This window comes from Herbiconiux ginsengi, from assembly GCF_900107435.1.
Lineage (GTDB): Bacteria > Actinomycetota > Actinomycetes > Actinomycetales > Microbacteriaceae > Herbiconiux > Herbiconiux ginsengi.
In genome coordinates this window covers 429,922-451,304 of record NZ_FNPZ01000002.1, presented here as the reverse complement: position 1 = coordinate 451,304, position 21,383 = coordinate 429,922, and the positions used below count along the sequence as shown (strand labels likewise).

General features: G+C 67.5%; 23 protein-coding genes. 21 read left to right on the top strand and 2 right to left on the bottom strand.

All coding sequences use genetic code 11. The features are described from left to right. Positions 1–4: 4 nt before the first annotated feature. The 10 genes from BLW00_RS10435 to BLW00_RS10390 all read left to right on the top strand — a co-directional run bounded on the left by BLW00_RS10435 (position 5) and on the right by BLW00_RS10390 (position 8,317). Positions 5–493, top strand: a complete 489-nt coding sequence (locus BLW00_RS10435) for a hypothetical protein (RefSeq protein ID WP_245741513.1) — start codon at positions 5–7, stop codon at positions 491–493. A gap of 191 nt (positions 494–684) precedes the next feature. Then, positions 685–1,476, top strand: a complete 792-nt coding sequence (gene atpB / locus BLW00_RS10430) for a F0F1 ATP synthase subunit A (protein ID WP_245741511.1) — start codon at positions 685–687, stop codon at positions 1,474–1,476. 48 nt (positions 1,477–1,524) lie between these two features. Continuing rightward, on the top strand, positions 1,525–1,761 hold the full coding sequence (atpE, locus tag BLW00_RS10425) for an ATP synthase F0 subunit C (RefSeq protein ID WP_022895070.1): 237 nt from the start codon (positions 1,525–1,527) through the stop codon (positions 1,759–1,761). A gap of 29 nt (positions 1,762–1,790) precedes the next feature. Further along, positions 1,791–2,345: a F0F1 ATP synthase subunit B gene (locus tag BLW00_RS10420; protein ID WP_092553437.1), complete on the top strand. Its 555-nt coding sequence runs from the start codon at positions 1,791–1,793 to the stop codon at positions 2,343–2,345. Positions 2,346–2,351: 6 nt separating this feature from the next. Beyond that, a complete protein-coding gene (locus BLW00_RS10415) occupies positions 2,352–3,149 on the top strand; it encodes a F0F1 ATP synthase subunit delta (protein ID WP_092553435.1) in 798 nt (265 codons plus the stop codon). Between the two features lie 53 nt (positions 3,150–3,202). Further along, positions 3,203–4,840, top strand: a complete 1,638-nt coding sequence (atpA, locus tag BLW00_RS10410; RefSeq protein WP_092553432.1) for a F0F1 ATP synthase subunit alpha — start codon at positions 3,203–3,205, stop codon at positions 4,838–4,840. A 3-nt stretch (positions 4,841–4,843) separates the two neighbouring features. After that, entirely contained in the window at positions 4,844–5,743 is a 900-nt protein-coding gene (locus BLW00_RS10405; protein WP_092553428.1) for a F0F1 ATP synthase subunit gamma, read from the top strand. 21 nt (positions 5,744–5,764) lie between these two features. Beyond that, entirely contained in the window at positions 5,765–7,228 is a 1,464-nt protein-coding gene (atpD, locus tag BLW00_RS10400; RefSeq protein WP_092553425.1) for a F0F1 ATP synthase subunit beta, read from the top strand. A gap of 2 nt (positions 7,229–7,230) precedes the next feature. Beyond that, the gene (locus BLW00_RS10395) at positions 7,231–7,497 is read left to right on the top strand and encodes a F0F1 ATP synthase subunit epsilon (protein ID WP_092553422.1); all 267 of its coding nucleotides are present in this window, start codon (positions 7,231–7,233) and stop codon (positions 7,495–7,497) included. 73 nt (positions 7,498–7,570) lie between these two features. Further along, positions 7,571–8,317 carry a YaaA family protein gene (locus BLW00_RS10390; RefSeq protein WP_092553419.1) on the top strand — a complete coding sequence of 249 codons (747 nt, stop codon included), beginning with the start codon at positions 7,571–7,573 and terminating at the stop codon, positions 8,315–8,317. Between the two features lie 125 nt (positions 8,318–8,442). Here the strand turns inward: BLW00_RS10390 and BLW00_RS10385 are convergent, their stop codons facing one another. Then, positions 8,443–8,955: a methylated-DNA--[protein]-cysteine S-methyltransferase gene (locus BLW00_RS10385; RefSeq protein ID WP_092553417.1), complete on the bottom strand. Its 513-nt coding sequence runs from the start codon at positions 8,953–8,955 to the stop codon at positions 8,443–8,445. Between the two features lie 124 nt (positions 8,956–9,079). On the opposite strand from BLW00_RS10385, the gene BLW00_RS10380 reads away from it, so the two are divergent. The 5 genes from BLW00_RS10380 to rbfA all read left to right on the top strand — a co-directional run bounded on the left by BLW00_RS10380 (position 9,080) and on the right by rbfA (position 15,684). After that, a complete protein-coding gene (locus BLW00_RS10380; RefSeq protein WP_175494217.1) occupies positions 9,080–10,843 on the top strand; it encodes a proline--tRNA ligase in 1,764 nt (587 codons plus the stop codon). A 59-nt stretch (positions 10,844–10,902) separates the two neighbouring features. Continuing rightward, positions 10,903–11,901 (top strand): transcription termination factor NusA, encoded by a 999-nt coding sequence (gene nusA / locus BLW00_RS10375; protein WP_092553414.1) that lies wholly within the window; start codon positions 10,903–10,905, stop codon positions 11,899–11,901. Between the two features lie 52 nt (positions 11,902–11,953). Beyond that, positions 11,954–12,241: a YlxR family protein gene (locus BLW00_RS10370; RefSeq protein WP_092553411.1), complete on the top strand. Its 288-nt coding sequence runs from the start codon at positions 11,954–11,956 to the stop codon at positions 12,239–12,241. An 85-nt stretch (positions 12,242–12,326) separates the two neighbouring features. Next, positions 12,327–15,170 carry a translation initiation factor IF-2 gene (gene infB, locus BLW00_RS10365; protein ID WP_092553408.1) on the top strand — a complete coding sequence of 948 codons (2,844 nt, stop codon included), beginning with the start codon at positions 12,327–12,329 and terminating at the stop codon, positions 15,168–15,170. A gap of 76 nt (positions 15,171–15,246) precedes the next feature. Further along, positions 15,247–15,684 (top strand): 30S ribosome-binding factor RbfA, encoded by a 438-nt coding sequence (gene rbfA, locus BLW00_RS10360; RefSeq protein WP_092553404.1) that lies wholly within the window; start codon positions 15,247–15,249, stop codon positions 15,682–15,684. Positions 15,685–15,760: 76 nt separating this feature from the next. On the opposite strand, the gene BLW00_RS10355 is transcribed toward rbfA, so the two are convergent. Then, positions 15,761–16,654: an HhH-GPD family protein gene (locus tag BLW00_RS10355; protein WP_245741510.1), complete on the bottom strand. Its 894-nt coding sequence runs from the start codon at positions 16,652–16,654 to the stop codon at positions 15,761–15,763. A gap of 31 nt (positions 16,655–16,685) precedes the next feature. On the opposite strand from BLW00_RS10355, the gene BLW00_RS10350 reads away from it, so the two are divergent. Genes BLW00_RS10350 through BLW00_RS10325 form a run of 6 tightly spaced genes read left to right on the top strand, consistent with a single transcriptional unit; the run spans position 16,686 to position 21,376 of the window. Next, the gene (locus BLW00_RS10350) at positions 16,686–17,300 is read left to right on the top strand and encodes a nucleoside/nucleotide kinase family protein (protein ID WP_092553401.1); all 615 of its coding nucleotides are present in this window, start codon (positions 16,686–16,688) and stop codon (positions 17,298–17,300) included. Positions 17,301–17,337: 37 nt separating this feature from the next. Next, positions 17,338–18,339 (top strand): tRNA pseudouridine(55) synthase TruB, encoded by a 1,002-nt coding sequence (gene truB, locus BLW00_RS10345; RefSeq protein WP_092553398.1) that lies wholly within the window; start codon positions 17,338–17,340, stop codon positions 18,337–18,339. Further along, positions 18,336–18,704 (top strand): hypothetical protein, encoded by a 369-nt coding sequence (locus BLW00_RS10340; RefSeq protein WP_092553395.1) that lies wholly within the window; start codon positions 18,336–18,338, stop codon positions 18,702–18,704. Before truB ends, BLW00_RS10340 begins: the two co-directional genes overlap by 4 nt. 50 nt (positions 18,705–18,754) lie before the next feature. After that, positions 18,755–19,165, top strand: a complete 411-nt coding sequence (locus BLW00_RS10335; protein ID WP_092553392.1) for a hypothetical protein — start codon at positions 18,755–18,757, stop codon at positions 19,163–19,165. Next, the gene (locus tag BLW00_RS10330; protein WP_092553389.1) at positions 19,162–20,109 is read left to right on the top strand and encodes a bifunctional riboflavin kinase/FAD synthetase; all 948 of its coding nucleotides are present in this window, start codon (positions 19,162–19,164) and stop codon (positions 20,107–20,109) included. The genes BLW00_RS10335 and BLW00_RS10330 overlap by 4 nt, the downstream gene beginning before the upstream one ends. A 22-nt stretch (positions 20,110–20,131) precedes the next feature. Continuing rightward, positions 20,132–21,376 carry an MFS transporter gene (locus BLW00_RS10325; RefSeq protein WP_092553386.1) on the top strand — a complete coding sequence of 415 codons (1,245 nt, stop codon included), beginning with the start codon at positions 20,132–20,134 and terminating at the stop codon, positions 21,374–21,376. Positions 21,377–21,383: the final 7 nt, after the last annotated feature.

Here is a 21,383-nt window from a genome sequence, read left to right as displayed (position 1 = left end):
ACACGTGACCGAGCCTGTGAACGGCACCGACCCGGTGATCCGCGGGAACTACCCGACGCCGTCCTCCAACAAGGTCTTCTCGACCATCCTGCGCTGGGACATCATCCTCGCCGTCGCGATCGCCGTCATCGGGGGAGTGATCGGCTACCTCGTCGACGGCTGGCCCGGCGCGATCAGTGCGCTCATCGGCACGGCCCTGGTGCTGGTGTTCGCCGGCATCACCGTGGCGAGCATCCTGGTGGCCAATCGGTTCACGGCATCGCCGCTCTACACGACGCTGTTCTTCGTGATCGTGCTGGGCTCCTGGATGCTCAAGTTCGTGCTGTTCATCGTGATCGTGCTGCTCTTGCGCGGACAGCCCTGGACCAACGGCACGGTGCTCTTCCTGAGCATCGTCGCAGCGGTCATCGGAACCCTCGTGGTCGACGTCGTCGTGGTCGCCCGAACGCGGATGTCGTACGTCTCCGATGTGAAGCTTCCCAGCGGGGAGTGAGACCACTACGATTCGTCAGGATGCCCTGAGTATTGATAGGGTTATGACGATCGTTCCGCTGTTGAGCAATGCCGTCGAGGCTTGTATACAGCACACCCCCAACCGTTCGTCGTCGCGAGAACTGTGAAAAGTTCCACGCCCCGAAACAGGAGATAGCGCTGATAGCTAACGCTGTGAACCTGCTAGCCCCAATGGCAACCTCCGACGATGGTGGTTTCCACGGTCCGTCGATCGAGGAGTTCTTCCCCGAGGCCATTTTCTTCGCTGGCACGCCGTTCGAAATCAATCGAATCATCCTCATCCGCTTCCTCGCGATGCTGGCCATCATCCTGATCTTCTGGATCGGCACGCGCCGCATGAAGGTCGTGCCCGGCCGCTTCCAGAGCGTCGTCGAGATGGGCCTGGACTTCGCCCGGGTGAACATCGCCGAAGACCTGCTCGGCAAGAAAGACGGCCGCCGGTTCCTCCCGCTGATCACGACGATCTTCTTCGTGGTGCTGTTCGCGAACCTGACGGGCATCATCCCGTTCCTGAACATCTCGTCGAACGCCATCATCGGCATGCCGCTGGTGCTCGCCGTGGTGGCCTGGCTCGCGTTCATGTACGCCGGTCTCAAGAAGCATCCGGGGGCGTTCTTCAAGAACGCGCTGTTCCCGCCTGGAGTGCCGTGGCCGCTCTACATCATCGTCACGCCGATCGAGTTCGTCTCGACCTTCATCCTCCGGCCGATCACGCTGACGCTGCGACTCCTGATGAACATGCTCGTCGGCCACCTGCTGCTGGTGCTGTTCTTCTCGGCCACGCAGTTCTTCCTCTTCACCGCCACTCAGACCAGCATCTTCTACGGTCTGTTCGGAGTGGGAACGTTGGCCTTCGGCTTCGTCTTCACGCTCTTCGAGGTCTTGGTGGCCGTGCTGCAGGCTTACGTCTTCGCACTGCTCACCACGGTCTACATCCAGCTCGCGCTGGCTGACGAACACTAAAACGGCGCCAGGCACCCGCCTGCTCCACCATCACGAAAGGGAACAACAATGGCAGACACAGCCATCCTCGCCGAGGTCTCCGGTAGCATCGCCACCGTCGGATACGGCCTCGCCGCAATCGGCCCGGCCATCGGCGTGGGCATCGTCGTCGGCAAGACCATCGAGGGCGTCGCCCGTCAGCCCGAACTGGCCGGCCGTCTTCAGGTTCTGATGTACATCGGTATCGCGTTCACCGAGGCCCTGGCCTTCATCGGTATCGCCACCGGCTTCATCTTCGGCTTCTAAACCCTCTTTCACCCTAGGAAGGAGGCGCCATGCTTCAGACCATTCTTGTAGCAGCCACCGAAGAAGCACAGCCGAACCCGTTGCTTCCGGAGCCCTACGACATCATCTGGTCGCTGGTCTGCTTCGTCGTCATCCTCTTCTTCTTCTGGCGGCTCGTGCTGCCGCGCATGAAGAAGCTGCTCGACGAGCGCTCCGCCGCCATCGAAGGCAACATGGAGAAGGCCGACGAAGCGCAGCGTGAAGCCGAAGCTGCTCTCGAGCAGTACACGGCTCAGCTCGCCGAGGCTCGCGCCGAAGCCGGCAAGATCCGTGAGCAGGCCCGTGTCGACGCCCAGCGCATCGGCGCGGAGATCCAGGCCCAGGCCCAGAGCGACGCCGAGCGTGTGAAGGCCAACGCCCAGGTCGCCATCGAGGCCGATCGCCAGTCGGCGCTCGTCTCGCTGCGCACCGAGGTGGGCAGCCTCGCCATCGACCTCGCGTCGGGCGTCATCGGGGAGTCGCTCTCCGACGACAAGAAGGCCACGGCGCTCGTCGACCGATTCCTGGCCGACCTGGAAGCATCCGACACAGCGGGAAAGAAGTAATCACGCATGGGTAGCGCGACCAGAGTAGCCCTCGGGGAGGCCAAGGCTCGCTTGTCGAGCCTCGGTTCCCAGGTCGATCTGGCCACGGGAGAAGAGCTCTTCGCCGCGGGCCGGATCATCGGAGATTCGACACACCTGCTCGGTGCTCTTTCGGACCCCGGAGTCGAGGCCGCGATCAAGGTGGCGCTCGTCAAGCAGCTGTTCGCGCCCGGCTACGGCCCCACCACGGTGGAGCTGCTGTCGGGAATCGCGTCGAGCCGGTGGTCGAGTCACACCGATCTGCTGGCCGGCATCGAGGAGATCGGCATCCGCGCCGTCGCGAGCTCCGCGCCGGCGTCGGCCGCGATCGACGCCGAGTTGTTCGAGTTCGGCCGTGCGATCACCAGCGACGCGAAGCTGGAGCTGGCCCTCGGGTCCAAGCTCGGCTCCACCGATCAGAAGCGCGGCCTCGTCGAGCGTCTGCTCGGCGGTCGGGCCTCGGCGCAGACCGTCGCCATCGCACGTCAGCTGGTCACCCAGCCGCGCGGCCGGCGGATCGGCGAGCTCATCCGCTTCGCCTCGACGATCGTCGCCGACCAGTCGGGTTCGGCGGTCGCCACCGTGACCACGGCGGCGCCGCTCGCTCCGGCTCAGGTGCAGCGGCTGCAGACCACGCTGGCGGCCCAGTACGGCCGCCGGGTGCAGCTGAACCAGGTGATCGACGCCTCGGTGATCGGCGGCATCCGCATCCAGATCGGCGACGACGTCATCGACGGAAGCGTCGCCACGCGTATCAACGATTTGAGACTTCAGCTCGCTGGCTAATCGGCGGGCACAGGAACACACTGGGGGCATACCCCATCAGAAAAGGGAAAACGATGGCTGAACTTACGATCCGCCCCGATGAGATCCGCGACGCTCTCAAGGACTTCGTCGCGGCCTACGAGCCCGGCAAGGCCGCGACCACCGAGGTGGGTTACGTCATCGACGCCGCCGACGGCATCGCGCACGTCGAGGGCCTCCCCGGTGTCATGGCCAACGAGCTGATCCGCTTCTCCGACGGCACGCTGGGCCTGGCCCAGAACCTCGACGAAGACGAGATCGGCGTCGTGGTGCTCGGTGAGTTCACCGGCATCGAAGAGGGCCAGGAAGTCACCCGCACCGGTGAGGTGCTGTCCGTTCCGGTCGGCGACGGCTACCTCGGGCGCGTCGTCGACCCGCTGGGCAACCCGATCGACGGACTGGGCGACATCGCCACCGAAGGTCGTCGTGAGCTCGAGCTCCAGGCCCCCGGCGTCATGGCCCGCAAGAGCGTGCATGAGCCGATGCAGACCGGCATCAAGGCGATCGACGCGATGATCCCGATCGGCCGCGGCCAGCGCCAGCTGATCATCGGCGACCGCCAGACCGGCAAGACCGCCATCGCGATCGACACGATCATCAACCAGAAGGCCAACTGGGAGTCGGGCGACGAGAACAAGCAGGTTCGCTGCATCTACGTCGCCATCGGCCAGAAGGGCTCCACCATCGCCTCCGTCAAGGGCGCGCTGGAAGACGCCGGAGCGATGGAGTACACCACCATCGTGGCGTCGCCCGCCTCCGACCCGGCCGGCTTCAAGTACCTCGCCCCCTACACCGGCTCGGCCATCGGCCAGCACTGGATGTACGGCGGCAAGCACGTGCTGATCATCTTCGACGACCTGTCGAAGCAGGCCGAGGCCTACCGTGCCGTGTCGCTGCTGCTCCGCCGCCCGCCGGGACGCGAGGCGTACCCCGGTGACGTGTTCTACCTGCACTCGCGTCTGCTCGAGCGTTGCGCGAAGCTCTCCGACGAGCTGGGCGCCGGTTCGATGACCGGTCTTCCGATCATCGAGACCAAGGCGAACGACGTGTCGGCCTACATCCCGACCAACGTGATCTCGATCACCGACGGCCAGATCTTCCTGCAGTCCGACCTCTTCAACGCCAACCAGCGCCCCGCGGTCGACGTCGGCATCTCGGTGTCGCGAGTCGGCGGCGACGCGCAGGTGAAGTCGATCAAGAAGGTCTCCGGAACGCTGAAGCTCGAACTCGCGCAGTACCGCTCGCTGGAGGCCTTCGCGATGTTCGCGTCCGACCTCGACGCGGCTTCGCGTCGTCAGCTCGCCCGGGGCGCCCGCCTCACCGAACTGCTCAAGCAGCCGCAGTACTCGCCGTTCCCGGTCGAGAACCAGGTCGTGTCGATCTGGGCCGGCACGAACGGCAAGCTCGACGAGGTTCCGGTCGACGACATCCTGCGCTTCGAGGCGGAGTTCCATGACTTCCTCGGCCGCAACACCGAGATCCTCACCACCCTCCGCGACACGAACGTGCTCTCCGACGAGACGGTCGAGGCCCTCGAGAAGGCGGTCGACGACTTCAAGCTCGAGTTCCAGACGGGCGAGGGCAAGCCGCTCGCCTCGGTGGGCCGCGAGGAGTTCGTCGCCACCGACCCCGAGAACGTCGGCCAGGAGAAGATCGTGAAGGGTCGCCGCTAAGCCATGGGCGCACAGCTCAGGGTCTACCGGTCGAAGATCAAGTCGGCCCAGACGACCAAGAAGATCACGAGGGCGATGGAGCTGATCTCCGCGTCGCGCATCCAGAAGGCGCAGACGCGGGTGAAGCAGTCGACTCCGTATTCGCAGGCGATCACCCGCGCCGTGTCGGCCGTGGCGACGTACTCCAACGTGGAGCACCCGCTGACGACCGAGCGCGAGAAGCTCGACACCGCTGCGATCGTCATCTTCACCTCCGATCGCGGTCTCGCGGGCGCGTTCTCGTCGTCGATCCTCAAGGAAGCCGAGAGCCTCGCCGAGCTGCTGCGCAGCGAAGGCAAGAAGGTCGTCTACTTCCTGGTGGGTCGTAAGGCTGTCGGCTACTTCAGTTTCCGCCGTCGCGAGAGCGAGAAGTCGTGGACCGGCGGAACCGACCAGCCCGTCTTCGAGACGGCCAAGGAGATCGCGGATGCGGTCGTCACGGCCTACAACCTCGATGACGAAGAGGGCGGGGTCGACGAGATCCACCTGGTCTACAACCGCTTCGTGAGCATGGTCACCCAGGTTCCCGAGGTCGTGCGTCTGCTGCCGCTCGAGATCGTGGAGGGGGAGGAGCCGTCGACGGGTGAGGTGTTCCCGCTCTACGAGTTCGAGCCCGATGCCGAGACCGTGCTCGACGCACTGCTGCCGATCTATGTCGAGAGCCGCATCTTCAACGCGATGCTGCAGTCGGCCGCGGCCGAGCACGCTGCCCGCCAGAAGGCGATGAAGTCGGCGAGCGACAACGCCGACAACCTGATCCGTGACTACACCCGACTGGCGAACAACGCTCGCCAGAGCGAGATCACGCAGCAGATTTCCGAGATCGTGGGTGGGGCCGACGCACTGGCCTCCGCCAAGAAGTAACCGAAGAGAAGAGAAAGCACTATGACTGACACTGCTGTTGCGCCAGTCCAGGCTGAGGAGACGCCGGGCGGCGTCGGACGTGTCGCCCGTGTCACGGGCCCGGTCGTGGACATCGAGTTCCCGCACGACTCGATCCCTGAGGTCTACAACGCCCTGAAGACCACGATCACCATCGGTGACGACGCCCACGAGATCACGCTCGAGGTCGCTCAGCACCTCGGCGACGACCTCGTGCGTGCCATCGCTCTGAAGCCCACCGACGGTCTGGTGCGCGGCCAGGAGGTGCGCGACACCGGAGCCGCCATCTCGGTTCCCGTCGGCGACGTCACCAAGGGCAAGGTCTTCAACGTGATCGGCGAGGTGCTGAACGCGGCTCCCGGCGAGAAGATCGAGATCACGGAGCGCTGGCCCATCCACCGCAAGCCCCCGGCGTTCGACCAGCTCGAGTCCAAGACGCAGCTCTTCGAGACCGGAATCAAGGTCATCGACCTGCTGACGCCGTACGTGCTCGGTGGAAAGATCGGCCTCTTCGGTGGTGCGGGCGTGGGCAAGACCGTGCTCATCCAGGAGATGATCCAGCGCGTCGCTCAGGACCACGGTGGTGTGTCGGTGTTCGCCGGCGTCGGTGAGCGCACCCGTGAGGGCAACGACCTCATCCACGAGATGGAGGAGGCGGGTGTCTTCGACAAGACGGCCCTCGTCTTCGGCCAGATGGACGAGCCGCCCGGAACCCGTCTCCGCGTGGCGCTGTCGGCGCTGACCATGGCGGAGTACTTCCGCGATGTGCAGAACCAGGACGTGCTGCTGTTCATCGACAACATCTTCCGCTTCACCCAGGCGGGCTCCGAGGTGTCGACCCTGCTGGGCCGCATGCCTTCCGCGGTGGGCTACCAGCCGAACCTCGCCGACGAGATGGGTGTGCTCCAGGAGCGCATCACCTCGACCCGTGGTCACTCGATCACCTCCCTGCAGGCGATCTACGTGCCTGCCGACGACTACACCGACCCGGCGCCGGCCACCACCTTCGCCCACCTCGACGCCACGACGGAGCTCTCCCGAGAGATCGCGTCGAAGGGTCTGTACCCGGCGGTCGACCCGCTGACGTCGACCTCGCGCATCCTCGACCCCCGCTACTTGGGCGCCGACCACTACCGCGTGGCCACGAACGTCAAGCAGATCCTGCAGAAGAACAAGGAACTCCAGGAGATCATCGCGATCCTCGGTGTCGACGAGCTCTCCGAAGAAGACAAGATCACCGTGTCGCGGGCGCGCCGCATCCAGCAGTTCCTCTCGCAGAACACCTACATGGCGAAGAAGTTCACCGGAGTCGAGGGTTCGACGGTTCCGCTGAAGGACACCATCGAGTCCTTCGACGCGATCACCAAGGGTGACTTCGACCATGTGGCCGAGCAGGCGTTCTTCAACGTCGGCCCGATCACCGACGTCGAAGAGAAGTGGGCTCAGATCCAGAAGGAGAACGGCTAGTCATGGCTGCTCCGCTGAACGTGAGCGTCGTCGCGGCCGACCAGGAGATCTGGTCGGGCGAAGCGTCGATGGTGATCGCGAAGACCGTGGAGGGCGAGATCGGTATCCTCGCCGGCCACGAGCCGCTGCTCGCGATCCTCGCCGCCGGTGAGGTGCGGGTGAGCACGACAAGCGGCGAGCGCCTGGTGGCGCGCGCCGACGACGGGTTCCTCTCGGTCGAGAACGACACCGTCACGATCGTGGCCCGCGACGCGGAACTGATCAAGTAGTCGACGTCTTCTGACCGCCGCATCCGCTCTTCGGAGCCGGTGCGGCGGTCTTCGTCGTGAAAGGCGATGTCCCGTGCTGATTGTTCTGCCTCCCTCCGAGACGAAGCGCGACGGGGGAGAGGGCGCACCTCTCGACTTCGCGGCCCTGTCGCACCCGGGCCTCACCCGAGCGCGTCGACAACTCGTGCGCCGGGTGCGAGCCCTTGCCCGCACGCCCGACGAGATGATGGCGCGGCTGAAACTCGGCCCCAAGCTCGCGTTCGAAGTCGAGCGCAATCGCGCCCTCGTCACGGCGCCGACCATGGCGGCGATGGACCGCTATACCGGTGTGCTCTACGAGGCCCTCGACGCACCGAGCCTCGACCCCGCGGCGCGCGCGTTCGCGGCGGAGCATGTGCGCATCCATTCCGCGCTCTTCGGGCTCCTGGGCGCGGGCGATCCCATTCCGGCCTACCGCCTCTCGTCCAGCACTCGTCTGGACGGAGATTCGCTCAAGGCAACCTGGAGCGCCGCGGTGTCGAAGGAGTTCGCGGCGCACCGCGGGGAACTCGTGCTCGATCTGCGCTCGGAGTCGTACGTGGCTCTCGGCCCGATCCCGCCCACCACGCCGTCGTACTTCCTGCGCGTCGTGACGACGGGCGCCGACGGCGTGCAGCGCGCGCTCAACCACTTCAACAAGCACGGCAAGGGCGCCTTGGTGCGTGCGATCGCGGAGCACGGCGAGGACTTCGCCGACATCGACGCCCTGCACACGTGGGCCCGCGCATCCGGACACCGCCTGTCCGTCGCCCCGAACGGCGAACTCCTGCTCGAGGTCTGACCTCCGTTCTCCCCGGCGGCTGTGCGGTCGTTCGGGAGGAGTTCGGTCGTTCGGGAGGAGTTCGGGTCCTCCCGAGCGGGTTTCGGGATGCGGAATCCTCCCGAGTGTCTGTGAGGCCGGCCTGCTCAGGCATGGCCGATGCTCTCGTGATCGAGCAGCCAGGCCTTCGTCTTCACCCCTTCGCCCCAGCTGTATCCGGTGATGCGACCGGTGGCCGAGAGCACGCGGTGACAGCCGACGAGCAGCGGAGTGGGGTTCGAGGCGATCGCGCCTCCGACGGCACGCCCCGATCCGGTCTTGCCGACGGCCGCTGCGATCGCGCCGTAGGTGGTGACCTGCCCCCAGCGCAAGCGCGCGAGCTGCTGCCACACCGCCAGCTGGAACGGCGTGCCGCGATGGGCGACGGGCACCGAGAACCCGCGCCGGTACCCCTCGAAGTAGTCGAGCAACTGCGCGATCGCCTCGTCGGCGACGGCGTTGGAGTCATAGGCCAATCCGTCGTGCGGCAGAGACCCGTTGTGCTCGATCGCCACCGCGGTGATCGCGTCGCCGTCGCTGGCGACCTCGATGCGCCCGATCGGGGTGTCGCAGCGTTGCAGGTACGGCGACGCCGAGCGGAGTTGAGTGAGAGTGTCCATGGCCCCGACGGTAGGGGAAGGCCGACACGACGCCGAGACCGCCAGTGAATCTGTGGACGATTCCGGGCACGCCCGAGAACCGGGAGGAGAAGACAGGTCGAGCGGGCTGGCTAAACTCGTTCTCGTGCCTACTCGCCTGTCGAACTACTTCCTCCGAACCCTCCGAGACGTGCCCTCCGACGCGGAGGTGACCAGCCACATCCTCCTGGTGCGCGCGGGCTACATCCGCCGCCAGGCACCGGGCATCTTCGCCTGGCTGCCGTTGGGCCTCCGGGTGAAGGCGAAGATCGAGGCGATCGTGCGGGAGGAGATGGCGGCGGCCGGCGCCTTCGAGGTGCATTTCCCGGCGCTGCTGCCCAAGGAGCCCTACGAGGTGACCGGGCGCTATGAAGAATACGGTCCCGGGATGTTCCGGCTCTCCGACCGCAAAGACGCGGGCCTCGTGCTCGCCCCCACGCATGAGGAAGTCTTCACACTGCTCGTGAAAGACCTCTACTCGAGCTACAAAGACCTGCCGCTCACGATCTACCAGATCCAGGACAAGTACCGCGACGAGGCGCGGCCCCGTGCGGGACTGCTGCGTGGCCGCGAGTTCACGATGAAAGACGCCTATTCCTTCGACGCCACGGATGCCGGACTCGACGCGTCCTACCAGGCGCAGCGCGACGCCTACGAGCGCATCTTCCAGCGCCTGGGCCTCGAGTACGTCATCGTGAAGGCCGACGCCGGCGCCATGGGCGGCTCGAAGAGCGAGGAGTTCCTGCACCCCACACCGGTCGGCGAAGACACCTTCGTGCGTTCGGCCGGTGGCTACGCCGCGAATGTCGAGGCCTTCACCACGATCGCGCCCGCGCCCCGCTCCTACGAGAACCTGACGCCCGCCGAGGTGCTGGACACCCCCGACACCCCGACGATCCAGACGCTCGTCGACCGGGCCAACGCCGCGCATCCGCGACCCGACGGAAGGCTCTGGACGGCCGCCGACACGCTCAAGAACGTGGTGCTCGCACTCACCCACCTCGACGGCACGCGCGAGCTCGTGGCGGTGGGCCTGCCCGGCGACCGTGAGGTCGACATGAAGCGCGCCGAGGTCGCTTTCGCACCGGCCGAGATCGAACCGGCGACGGACGCCGACTTCGCGAAGAACCCCGGTCTGGTGAAGGGGTACATCGGCCCGTGGTCACCCGAGGGCGCGGTGCTCGGCGAGAAGTCGAGCACCGGCATCCGCTACCTCGTCGACCCTCGAGTCTCCGACGGCAGCGGCTGGATCACCGGCTCCAACGTGCACGGCAAACACGTGTTCGGCCTGGTCGCCGGCCGCGACTTCCAGGCCGACGGCACGGTCGAGGCCGCCGAGGTTCTCGCGGGCGACCCGGCACCGGACGGATCCGGGCCGGTCGAGCTCGCTCGCGGCATGGAGATCGGCCACGTCTTCCAGCTCGGCCGCAAGTACGCCGAGGCGCTCGGCCTCAAGGTGCTCGACGAGAACGGCAAGCTGGTCACGGTGACCATGGGGTCGTACGGCATCGGGGTCACGCGCATCCTCGCCATCATCGCCGAGCTCAACAATGACGACAAGGGGCTGATCTGGCCCCCGGCCGTCGCGCCCTTCGACGTGCACGTGATCGCCACGGGCAAAGACCCCGACATCTATGCCGCGGCCGAACGTGTGGTGGCCGATCTCGAGGCGCAGGGCCTCGACGTGCTGTTCGACGACCGGCCCAAGGTGTCGCCCGGAGTGAAGTTCGGCGACGCCGAACTGATCGGCGTTCCGAAGATCGTGATCGTCGGCCGTGGGGTGGTCGACGGGGTCGTGGAACTGTGGGATCGCGCAAGCGGAGAGCGAACGCAGGTCGCTCTGGATGCCGTCGCCGCGAGCTTCGGGTAGTCTGAGCGTTTGACTGCCGGAGTTTTCGGCACCTGAGATCTGAACAGAGGAGGCCGGAAATGGACATCGACCTCAGCGTCTTACGTCTCTTGGAACGCGAGCGAGAGATTCCCTTTGAGGAACTCGTGGGAATCATCGAGCAGGCCATCCTGACGGCATTCCTCAAGCACACCGATCGACCGGCGACGACCGAAGACGGCACCCCTGCTGCCCGCGTGCACCTCGATCGCAAGACGGGACACATCGGCATCTTCGTGCCGGAATACGACGAAGACGGCGTGCTGATCGGCGAAGCCGAGGAGAACCCGAGCGACTTCGGTCGCATCGCGGCGTTCGCGGCGAAGCAGGTCATCAACCAGCGTCTGCGCGACATCGCCGACGACCATGTGCTCGGCGAATTCAAGGGGCGCGAGGGCGACATCATCGCCGGTGTCATCCAGCAGGGTCCGAACCCCCGGATGGTGCACGTCGACCTCGGCACGATCGAGGCCATCCTGCCTCCTGAAGAGCAGGTGCCGGGCGAGAACTACGCGCACGGCTCGCGCATCCGGGTCTACGTGACGAGCGTGGCCAAGGGGCCGAAGGGCCCGTCGATCACCGTGTCGCGCACCCACCCCTCGCTCGTGCGCAAGCTCTTCGCCCTCGAGGTTCCGGAGATCGCGTCGGGTGTGGTGGAGATCGTCTCTCTGGCCCGCGAAGCCGGCCACCGCACGAAGATCGCCGTGCGGGCCACCGAGCCCGGCGTGAACGCCAAGGGCGCCTGCATCGGCGAGCTCGGGCAGCGCGTGCGCGCGGTCACCGCAGAGCTCGGCAACGAGAAGATCGACATCGTCGACTACTCCGACGACCTGCCGACCTTCGTGGCCAACGCGCTCTCGCCCGCGAAGGTGTCCAGCGCCTTCGTGATCGATGAATCGCTGAAGGCGGTTCGCGCGCTGGTGCCCGACTACCAGCTCTCGCTGGCCATCGGCAAGGAGGGGCAGAACGCCCGCCTGGCCGCCAAACTGACGGGCGCGAAGATCGACATCCAGCCGGATTCGATCCTCGACGGCGACTGACACCCCCGCCCCGGTGCGCCGTGAGACGGGCGCTCAGGGAATATGGAGTAACATGGAACCCGTTAGAACGTGCGTCGGATGTCGTGCGCGCGCCACGCGGTCCTCTCTTCTGAGGGTCGTTGCCAAGGAAGTTATTCCTGAGGACGGTGTTCCTGAGGGACGTGCTCTGGTCGTCGACGAGTCGGCCACTCTTCCCGGGCGAGGCGCATGGTTGCATCCCTCACGCGAGTGCTTTCACACCGCGGTCACGCGTCGTGCTTTCGGGCGTGCGCTCCGCGTTGAGGGTGTGCTCGACACGACAACATTAGAGAACAGGCTGAACGGCACCGTGAACCCATGAGTGACAACTGATGAGCGGCTCGAAATGAGACCCGTCCGTTTTTAGCGGTCTGCCCTGTCTGGGGTAGACCTCAGACAGGAGAATTGTGGCTGCAAAACCACGTGTACATGAAGTCGCCGCCGAGCTCGGCGTCGACAGCAAGGTCGCCCTTGCAACCCTCAAAGAGATGGGCCAGTTCGTCAAGGGCCCGTCGTCGAGCATCGAGCCCCCCGTGGCCCGACGCTTGAAGGAACGACTGATCGCCGATGGTGCGGTCGGCTCCGGCGCGCCCGCCGCGGCACCCGCGGCTGCGGCGCCACGCTCGACCTCGTCGGGCCCGCGTCCGGGCGCTCGCCCGGGTGCACCGGCACCGGCGCCCGCATCGTCGGCTCCGGCACCCGCTGTCGCGGCACCTGCCGCCAGTGCACCGGTTGCACCTGCTGCACCCACCGCGCCGAAGGCACCCGAGGCTGCGGCACCCGCAGCGGCACCCGCCGCTGCCAAGGCCGACGCTCCGGCGGAGGCTCCGGCCGCTCCGGCGACCCCAGCTGCAGCTCCGGCTGCCGCTTCCGGCTCGTCCGATTCGGCCGCGCCCCGTCCGGGTGCACCGCGTCCGGGCATCCCGCGCCCCGGCAACAACCCCTTCTCGAGCCAGCAGGGCATGCAGCGCCCCGGCGCACCACGCCCGGGCAACAACCCCTTCGCCAGCCAGCAGGGCATGCAGCGCGGCGGCGCCAGCGGAGGCACGGGCGGCAACTCCGCCATCCCGCGTCCCGGTGCTCCCCGTCCCGGCGCTCCGCGTCCGGGTGCTCCCCGCCCTGGTGCCCCGCGTCCCGGCGGCCCGGGCGGCTTCCGTCCCGGCGGAGCCGGAGCCGGTGGCTTCCGCCCCGGCGCGGCTCAGGGTGGCGGCGCTCGTCCCGCCCCCGGCACACCCGGTTACCGTCCGGGCGGCGCGCCCGGTGGTGGCTTCGCACCTCGTCCCGGTGCGGGTGGTCGTGGCCGTGGCCCCGGTGGTGGAACCGCCGGTGCGTTCGGTCGCGGTGGCGGCAAGAGCAAGGCGCGCAAGTCGAAGCGCACGAAGAGAGCAGAATTCGAACTGCGCGAGGCCCCGTCGCTGGGTGGCGTGAGCGTACCCCGCGGCGACGGCAACACCGTCGTGCGGCTGCGTCGTGGCGCCTCCATCACCGACTTCGCCGACAAGATCGACGCGAGCCCCGGCAACCTGGTGACCGTGCTGTTCCACCTCGGTGAGATGGCGACGGCGACGGAGTCGCTCGACGAGGCCACCTTCCAGGTGCTCGGCGAAGAGCTCGGCTACAAGATCATGGTCGTCTCTCCCGAAGAGGAAGACCGCGAGCTGCTCGAAGGCTTCGACATCGATCTCGACCAGGAGCTGGAAGACGAGACCGACGAAGACCTGGAGATCCGTCCCCCGGTCGTCACCGTCATGGGTCACGTCGACCACGGTAAGACGCGACTGCTCGACGCGATCCGTAACGCGAACGTGGTGGCCGGTGAGGCGGGTGGCATCACCCAGCACATCGGTGCCTACCAGGTCGTCACGGAGCACGAGGGCATCGAGCGCCCGATCACCTTCATCGACACCCCGGGTCACGAGGCGTTCACCGCCATGCGTGCTCGTGGTGCGCAGGTCACCGACATCGCGATTCTCGTGGTGGCGGCCGACGACGGCATCATGCCGCAGACGATCGAGGCTCTGAACCACGCCCAGGCGGCCAACGTGCCGATCGTGGTGGCGGTCAACAAGATCGACAAGCCCGACGCCAACCCGGCGAAGGTGCGTCAGCAGCTCACCGAGTTCGGCCTCGTGGCCGAAGAATACGGTGGAGACGTCATGTTCGTCGACGTGTCGGCGCGCAACGACATCGGCATCCAGGATCTCCTCGACGCCGTGCTCCTCACCGCCGACGCCGGTCTCGACCTGCGGGCCAACCCGAACAAGGATGCCCGCGGGGTGGCGATCGAAGCCAAGCTCGACAAGGGTCGTGGTGCGGTCGCAACCGTGCTCATCCAGTCGGGAACGCTGCGCGTCGGAGACGCGATCGTGGCCGGAACCGCCTACGGGCGCGTTCGTGCCATGGTCGACGAGAACGGCGACACCGTCACCGAGGCGACCCCGTCGCGTCCGGTACAGGTGCAGGGTCTGTCGACCGTGCCCCGCGCCGGCGACACCTTCCTCGTCACCGAGGAGGATCGCACCGCGCGTCAGATCGCTGAGAAGCGTGAAGCCGCCGAGCGCAACGCGTCGCTGGCCAAGGCCCGCAAGCGCATCTCGCTCGAAGACTTCACCCGTGCCCTCGAAGAAGGCAAGGTCGAAGCCCTCAACCTCATCATCAAGGGTGATGTCTCGGGTGCCGTCGAGGCCCTCGAGGAATCGCTGCTCAAGATCGAGGTCGACGACTCGGTTCAGCTCCGCATCATCCACCGCGGTGTGGGTGCGGTCACCGAGTCCGACGTCAACCTGGCGACCGTGGACAACGCGATCATCATCGGGTTCAACGTGCGGCCCGACACCAAGGCGCGCGAGCGTGCTGCCCGAGAAGGCGTGGACATCCGCTTCTACTCGGTCATCTACAACGCTCTCGACGACATCGAGAACTCGCTCAAGGGCATGCTCAAGCCCGAGTTCGAAGAGGTGCAGTCGGGCGTCGCCGAGATCCGCGAGATCTTCCGTTCCTCCAAGTTCGGGAACATCGCGGGTGTCATCGTGCGGTCGGGAACGATCACGCGCAACGCCAAGGCGCGGGTCATCCGCGAGGGCGTCGTCGTGGGCGACAACCTCGCCATCGAGTCGCTGCGTCGATTCAAGGACGACGTCACCGAGGTGCGCACGGACTTCGAAGCCGGTATCGGCCTCGGCAAGTTCAACGACATCCAGATCGGCGACGAGATCGAGACGATCGAACTGAAGGAGAAGCCGCGCGCCTAGCGTGAGCTGACGGAGGAGTGGTGAGGCGGATGTCTCACCACTCCTTCTTCGATATCGACAGAAAGGCAGGACGATCGTGGCTGATCCGGCTCGAGCCGCCAAGATGGCGGACCGCATCAAAGTGATCGTGGCCAAGCGGCTGGAGCGGGGGATCAAGGATCCGCGCCTCGGCTTCGTGACCATCACGGATGTTCGGGTGACCGGCGACCTGCAGCACGCCTCCATCTTCTACACCGTCTACGGCACCGATGAGGAGCGCGCCGACTCGGCCGCCGCCCTCAAATCGGCAACCGGGATGCTGCGGAGCGAAGTCGGCAAGAACATCACCGCCCGGCTCACGCCGTCGCTCGAGTTCATCGCCGACGCGCTGCCCGAGAACGCTCAGGTGCTCGAGGGGCTGCTCGCCGAAGCGCGGGCGCGGGATGCCGAGGTCGAGGGTCTCGCGAAGACGGCGCAGTACGCCGGCGACGAAGACCCGTACGTCAAGCCGCGAGTCATCGACGAAGACGAGTAGCGTTCGAAACCGCAAACGTCGTGGCTTCCGCCCCTCATAGGAGGTCGGAGCTCACGACGTTTGTGGTTTGGAACCGTCAGGGCAGGGCGAAGAGGTCGTCGTCGATCGCGACCAGCAGGCCGTCGGCGAGCAGACCCGAGAGGGCTCGTGAGTACTGAGCCGGCTCCGTCACTGCCTCGGCGAGGCGGGCGGCGGGAACGGGCCCGGGGGATTCGCGGAGGACGCGGATGATGGCGCCCCGGGCCTGGCGATCGGAACCCTCGTACTTCTTCTGCTTCGGCTTGCGCGTGATCTCCACGTCGGGGTAGCCCGCGGCGCGCCAGGCGCAGACGTTCGCCAAGGGGCAGACCTCGCACTTGGGGGAGCGGGCCGTGCAGATCAGGGCGCCCAGTTCCATCATGCCGGCGTTGAAGCGGGCGGCCGCGGTGTCGTCGGCGGGGAGCAGGGCCGTCATGGCCGGGAGGTCACGCTTGGCGTTGGGGGTCGAGGCATCCGGGTGGCCATCGACGGCGCGAGCGATGACGCGGCGGATGTTCGTGTCGACCACCGGATGGCGGGAGCCGAACGCGAAGACTGCCACCGCGCGCGCCGTGTAGTCGCCGACACCGGGCAGGGACAGCAGGGCGTCGACGTCGTTCGGAACGGCGCCGCCGAAACGCTCGGTGATCACCACCGCGCAGGCATGCAGGTTGAGCGCCCGGCGCGGGTAACCGAGCGACTGCCAGGCCCGCACCGCTTCACCTGCCGGCTCGGCGGCCAGATCGGCCGGTTCCGGCCAGCGGGTGAGCCACTCGTCGAGGCGGGGGATCACGCGCACGACCGGCGTCTGCTGCAGCATGAACTCGCTGACCAGCGTGCCCCACGGCGGGAAGCCCGGGCGGCGCCAGGGCAGGTCGCGGGCGTGCACCGCGAACCAGTCGACGACGAGGGGGGCGAGTTCGTCTGAGCGAGCGATGGACGGCAGAGGCACCCATCCACCCTACGGAACGTAGACTCGAAGCATGGTGCAGACCGCTACTCCGGCGAGCGACTTCGCCGACGCCCTGATGGGGGAGATCCGGCACAACTACGCGCTCGGCCGCGTGCTCGTGGCCGTCGACGGCGTGGAGGGCACTCGTGCCTTCGCCGACGAATTGGCCGCCGCCTACCGCCGTGCCGACGTGAACGTGGTGCGTGCGTCGCTCGACGACTTCCAGCGACCCCGCGCCGCCCGTGAACTGCGCGGGCCCGACTCGCCCGAGGGTTACTACTTCGACCGCTACGACCTTTCGACACTGCAGCGGGTGCTCATCGAGCCGTTCCGCTTCGCCGGCAGCGCGGGATTCCAGACCGCCTCGTTCGATGCCGCCCGCGACGTCGAACGGGAGTCGAAGTGGATCACCGCGCCCGCCGACGCCGTGCTCGTGCTCGACGGTCCCTTCCTGCAGCGGCCGGGGCTCCGCGGGCTGTTCAACTTCACCGCCTACCTCGAGGGCCGGCAGTTCGGGCTCGACCCCGCCGTGATCGGCGCCGACGAGCTCTACCAGGCCGAGGCCGGGCCGCGGTTCGGAGCAAGCGCGATCATCGACGTGGCCGACCCCGAGCATCCGCGGCGCAGCTTCGCCGACTCCTGCTGAGCACGGCGGCGTGACCGCACCTGTTAGCGTGTCAGGCGTGCCGAAACAGCCCTCCACCCGCTCCAGCCGCCCGGGATCCGCACGCAGCGGCATCCTTCTGGTCGACAAGGCCGGGGGCCTGACCAGCCACGACATCGTGGCGCGCACCCGACGCCTGGCCGGCACCCGCAAGGTGGGGCACGCCGGCACGCTCGATCCGCTCGCCACGGGCCTGCTCATCCTGGGCCTGAACAGCTCGACCCGTCTGCTGACGTATGTCGTGGGCCTCGACAAGGAATATCTCGCCACGGTTCGACTCGGCGCCGCCACCACCACCGACGACTCCGAGGGCGAGACGCTGACGACGGGCGATCCGGATGCGGTCGCCGCTCTCGACGCACGTGCCCTCGCGGCCGCGTTCGCCGCCCAGCAGGGACACATCGTGCAGGTGCCGAGCTCGGTCAGTGCCATCAAGGTCGACGGACAGCGCGCCTACGCCCGCGTGCGGGCGGGGGAGGACGTGGTGCTGGCCGGCCGCGTGGTCGAGATCTCCGAGATCGAGCTGCTGGGGCCGCAGCGGTCGGCGGTCGGCGAGGACGGACATCCGGTCGTCGACATCGATGTGCGCGTGGTCTGCTCCTCGGGCACCTACATCCGGGCCATCGCGCGGGATGTCGGCGCCGCCCTCGGCGTGGGCGGGCACCTCACGAGTCTGCGACGCACGAGGATCGGCCCGTTCCCGGTGACGGCCGCGCACACCCTGGAGCGACTCGCCGCCGCGGCCGACCTCGACGAGGCCCTGCCCCTGCTCGGGCCCGCCGAGGTGGCCCGTCAGCTGTTCCCGGTGCTCGAGGTCTCGGCCGCCGACGCCGTCGCGCTCGGTCACGGGCAGCGCATCGAGGTCGCAGACGGACCGTCCGGGGGCCCCGTGGCCGCGATCACGCCCGAGGGCCGATTGCTCGGCCTGATCGAGATCGCCGGGGGCAGGGGCAAGAGCATCGTGAACTTCCCGCCCGACGAGTACGCCCCGTCTGACGAGTATCCAGGAGAGAACGCGTGATCGAGTGGTTCACCATCGTGCAGGTGGTCGTGGCTCTGGCCGCCGGCCTGCTCTGCATCGTGCTCGGCCTCGCCGGGCGCAAGCCCAACGACCTCACCATGGGCGCCGCGGCGCTGGTCGAACTGCTGCTGATCGTGCAGCTGTTCATCGCCCTGTTCTCGCCCGCCTTCGGCAACGATCCCCGCGGCAGCCTGCTGGAGTTCTACATCTATCTCATCTCAGCGGTGCTGCTTCCCGTGGCCGGCGGATTCTGGGCGCTGATCGAACGCAGTCGCTGGAGCACGGTCATCCTGGGCGCCGTCTGCCTGGCCGTGGCCGTGATGGTGTACCGGATGAACGTGATCTGGTTCGTGCAGGGGCAGTAGTCCTGCGCCGGGCGTGGTGGGGCACGGCGGTGCCATAAACTCGTACTGCCATGGCTCAAGAGACACTCGCTGAACGACCCAGGACCCGCGCTCGTGGAATCGGGCGGGTGCTCATCATCGTCTACGGCATCCTCGCCCTCGCGGCCACCGGCCGCTCGGTGTACGAGATCATCGCCAAGTTCGATCAGGCGCCGTTCGCGTATTCGCTCTCGGCCGTTGCCGCCGTGGTGTACATCGTCGCCACCGTCGCTCTCATCGCGCCCGGGCCGGTCTGGTACCGCGTGGCCTGGATCACCATCACCTTCGAGCTCGTGGGCGTGCTGACCGTCGGCACGCTGAGCCTCTTCCTGCCCGAGCTGTTCGCCAAGGCGTCGGTGTGGTCGTGGTACGGCATGGGCTACCTGTTCATCCCGCTCGTGCTCCCCGTGCTCGGCATGCTCTGGTTGCGGCGGACCAAGTGAAGACCTACTACGGCCTCAGCGAGGCGCCCCGAGGTCTCGGCCCCTCGGCCGTCACGATCGGCAAGTTCGACGGCGTGCACGCGGGCCACCGCGCCGTGATCGCGGAGCTGCTCTCGGTGGCGCACGAGCGCGACCTCACGTCGATCGTCATCACCTTCGACCGGCATCCGCTCGCCCAGCTCGATCCGCTGGCCCGGCCGGATGCGCTGGTGGGCACGGAGCAGAAGCTGGAGCTCCTCGCCGACGCCGGCGTCGACGTGACCATCCTGCTCAGCTTCGACGCGGCGCTGGCTTCGATGCCCCCACGCGAGTTCGTGTCGCGCGTGCTGCACGACATCTGCGGCACCCGTGTGGTGATGGTGGGCGCGGATTTCCGGTTCGGCGCCCGGGGCGAGGGGAACATCGACACGCTGCGCACGCTCGGCACCGAATTCGGCTTCGACGTCGACCTCATTCCGGAAGTGAAGCCGGGGGAGGCCCGCAAGGTATCGTCGACGTGGATCCGCGAACTCTTGGCCGCCGGCGACGTCGAGCGGGCGGGGGAGCTGCTCGGCCGCACGCCGTCGGTTCGCGGCATGGTGGTGCACGGTGCTGCGCGGGGGCGCGAGCTCGGCTTCCCCACGGCGAACCTCTCGCCCGAGTCGGAGGGCCTGATCCCGGCCGACGGGGTGTACGCGGGCTGGCTCACCGACCTCAGCGAGGAGGGGCGGCGCTACCCGGCCGCGATCTCCGTCGGCAGCAACCCGACCTTCGCCGGCGTGCCGCCGAAGCAGGTCGAGGCCTACGTGCTCGACGAAGAGCTGGATCTCTACGACCACGTGGTGGACGTGTCGTTCGTGGCGCGCATCCGCGGTCAGGTGCGATTCACCGGCATCGAACCTCTCATCACGCAGATGAATCAGGATGTCGCGGGCGTTCGGGCCCTGTTGAGTGACGCCCCCTAGGGGCGGGGGAGCGGGCGCAGCAGTGCGTCCGCTCTGGCGCGGCCGGGTGCTCGCGCTCCTGGCCATCGTCTTCGTGGCCCTGAACCTGCGCACCGCCGTCGCCGCGCTGTCGCCCATCTTCGACGAGATCTCGGCCGACATCCCGCTCGGCAGTGTGGGGATCGGCCTGCTCGGCATGCTGCCGCCCGTCTGCTTCGCCGTGGTGGGCCTGTTCGCTCCGGCCCTGCACCGCCGGTTCGGTCTGGAGCGCGTGGTCATCGGCGCCCTCACGGCGATCCTGCTCGGCCAGCTCGCTCGCGGGGCATCCGGGTCGTATCTCGTGCTCGTTCTGGCCAGCACGCTGACCTTCGCCGGGATGGGCGTGGCGAACGTGCTGCTGCCGCCGCTCGTGAAGCGTTACTTCCCCGACCGGATCGGGCTCGTCACTTCGCTCTACGCGACGGTGATGGCGCTCGGCGCCTCGGTGCCCGCTCTCATCGCCGTGCAGGTGAGCGACTCCGCGGGCTGGCGGGTCTCGGTGGGCATGTGGTCGGTGCTCGCGGTGCTGGCGCTCCTGCCCCTGGTGCTGCTGAGCGCGCGCGAACGTCGGGTGCGACGCGCGGAGCGGCAGGAAGCGGTCGAGAGGCGTGCCTCCGCGGAGGAGCCGGCGGCCGTGGACGTCCCGACCCCGGCCGTCTTCGGGCTCGTCTGGCGCTCGCCCATCGCCTGGTCGCTCATGCTCGTGTTCGGGGTGACGGCGCTGAACTCCTACGCCCTGTTCGCCTGGCTGCCCGAGATCCTGCTCGACGTCTCGACCGTCAGCCAGGAGCAGTCCGGCGCCCTGCTCTCGCTCTTCGCCGTGATGGGTCTGCCGGCCGCCTTGCTGGTGCCGATCCTGGCGGCGCGGATGCGCAATGTCTATCCCCTGATGGCCGCCGGCGCGATCTTCGACATCGTCGGCTACGGCGGACTGCTGCTGGCGCCCGACGCCGTGACCTGGCTCTGGGTGGCCCTCGTCGGCCTCGGCGGGATGCTCTTTCCGCTGTGTCTCGTGCTGATCAACCTGCGCACCCGCACACACGAGGGTGCCGTCGCCCTGAGCTCCTTCGTGCAGAGCTTCGGCTACGGGCTGGGAGCGCTCGGGCCGCTGCTGCTCGGGGTGCTGCACGAGGCATCCGGAGGCTGGACGGTTCCTCTGCTCTTCCTGCTCGCGACCGCCCTCACCTTCGCGATCTGCGGCATTGTGGTCTCGAAGCCCCGCATGCTCGAAGACCAGTGGCACAATTGATCGATGC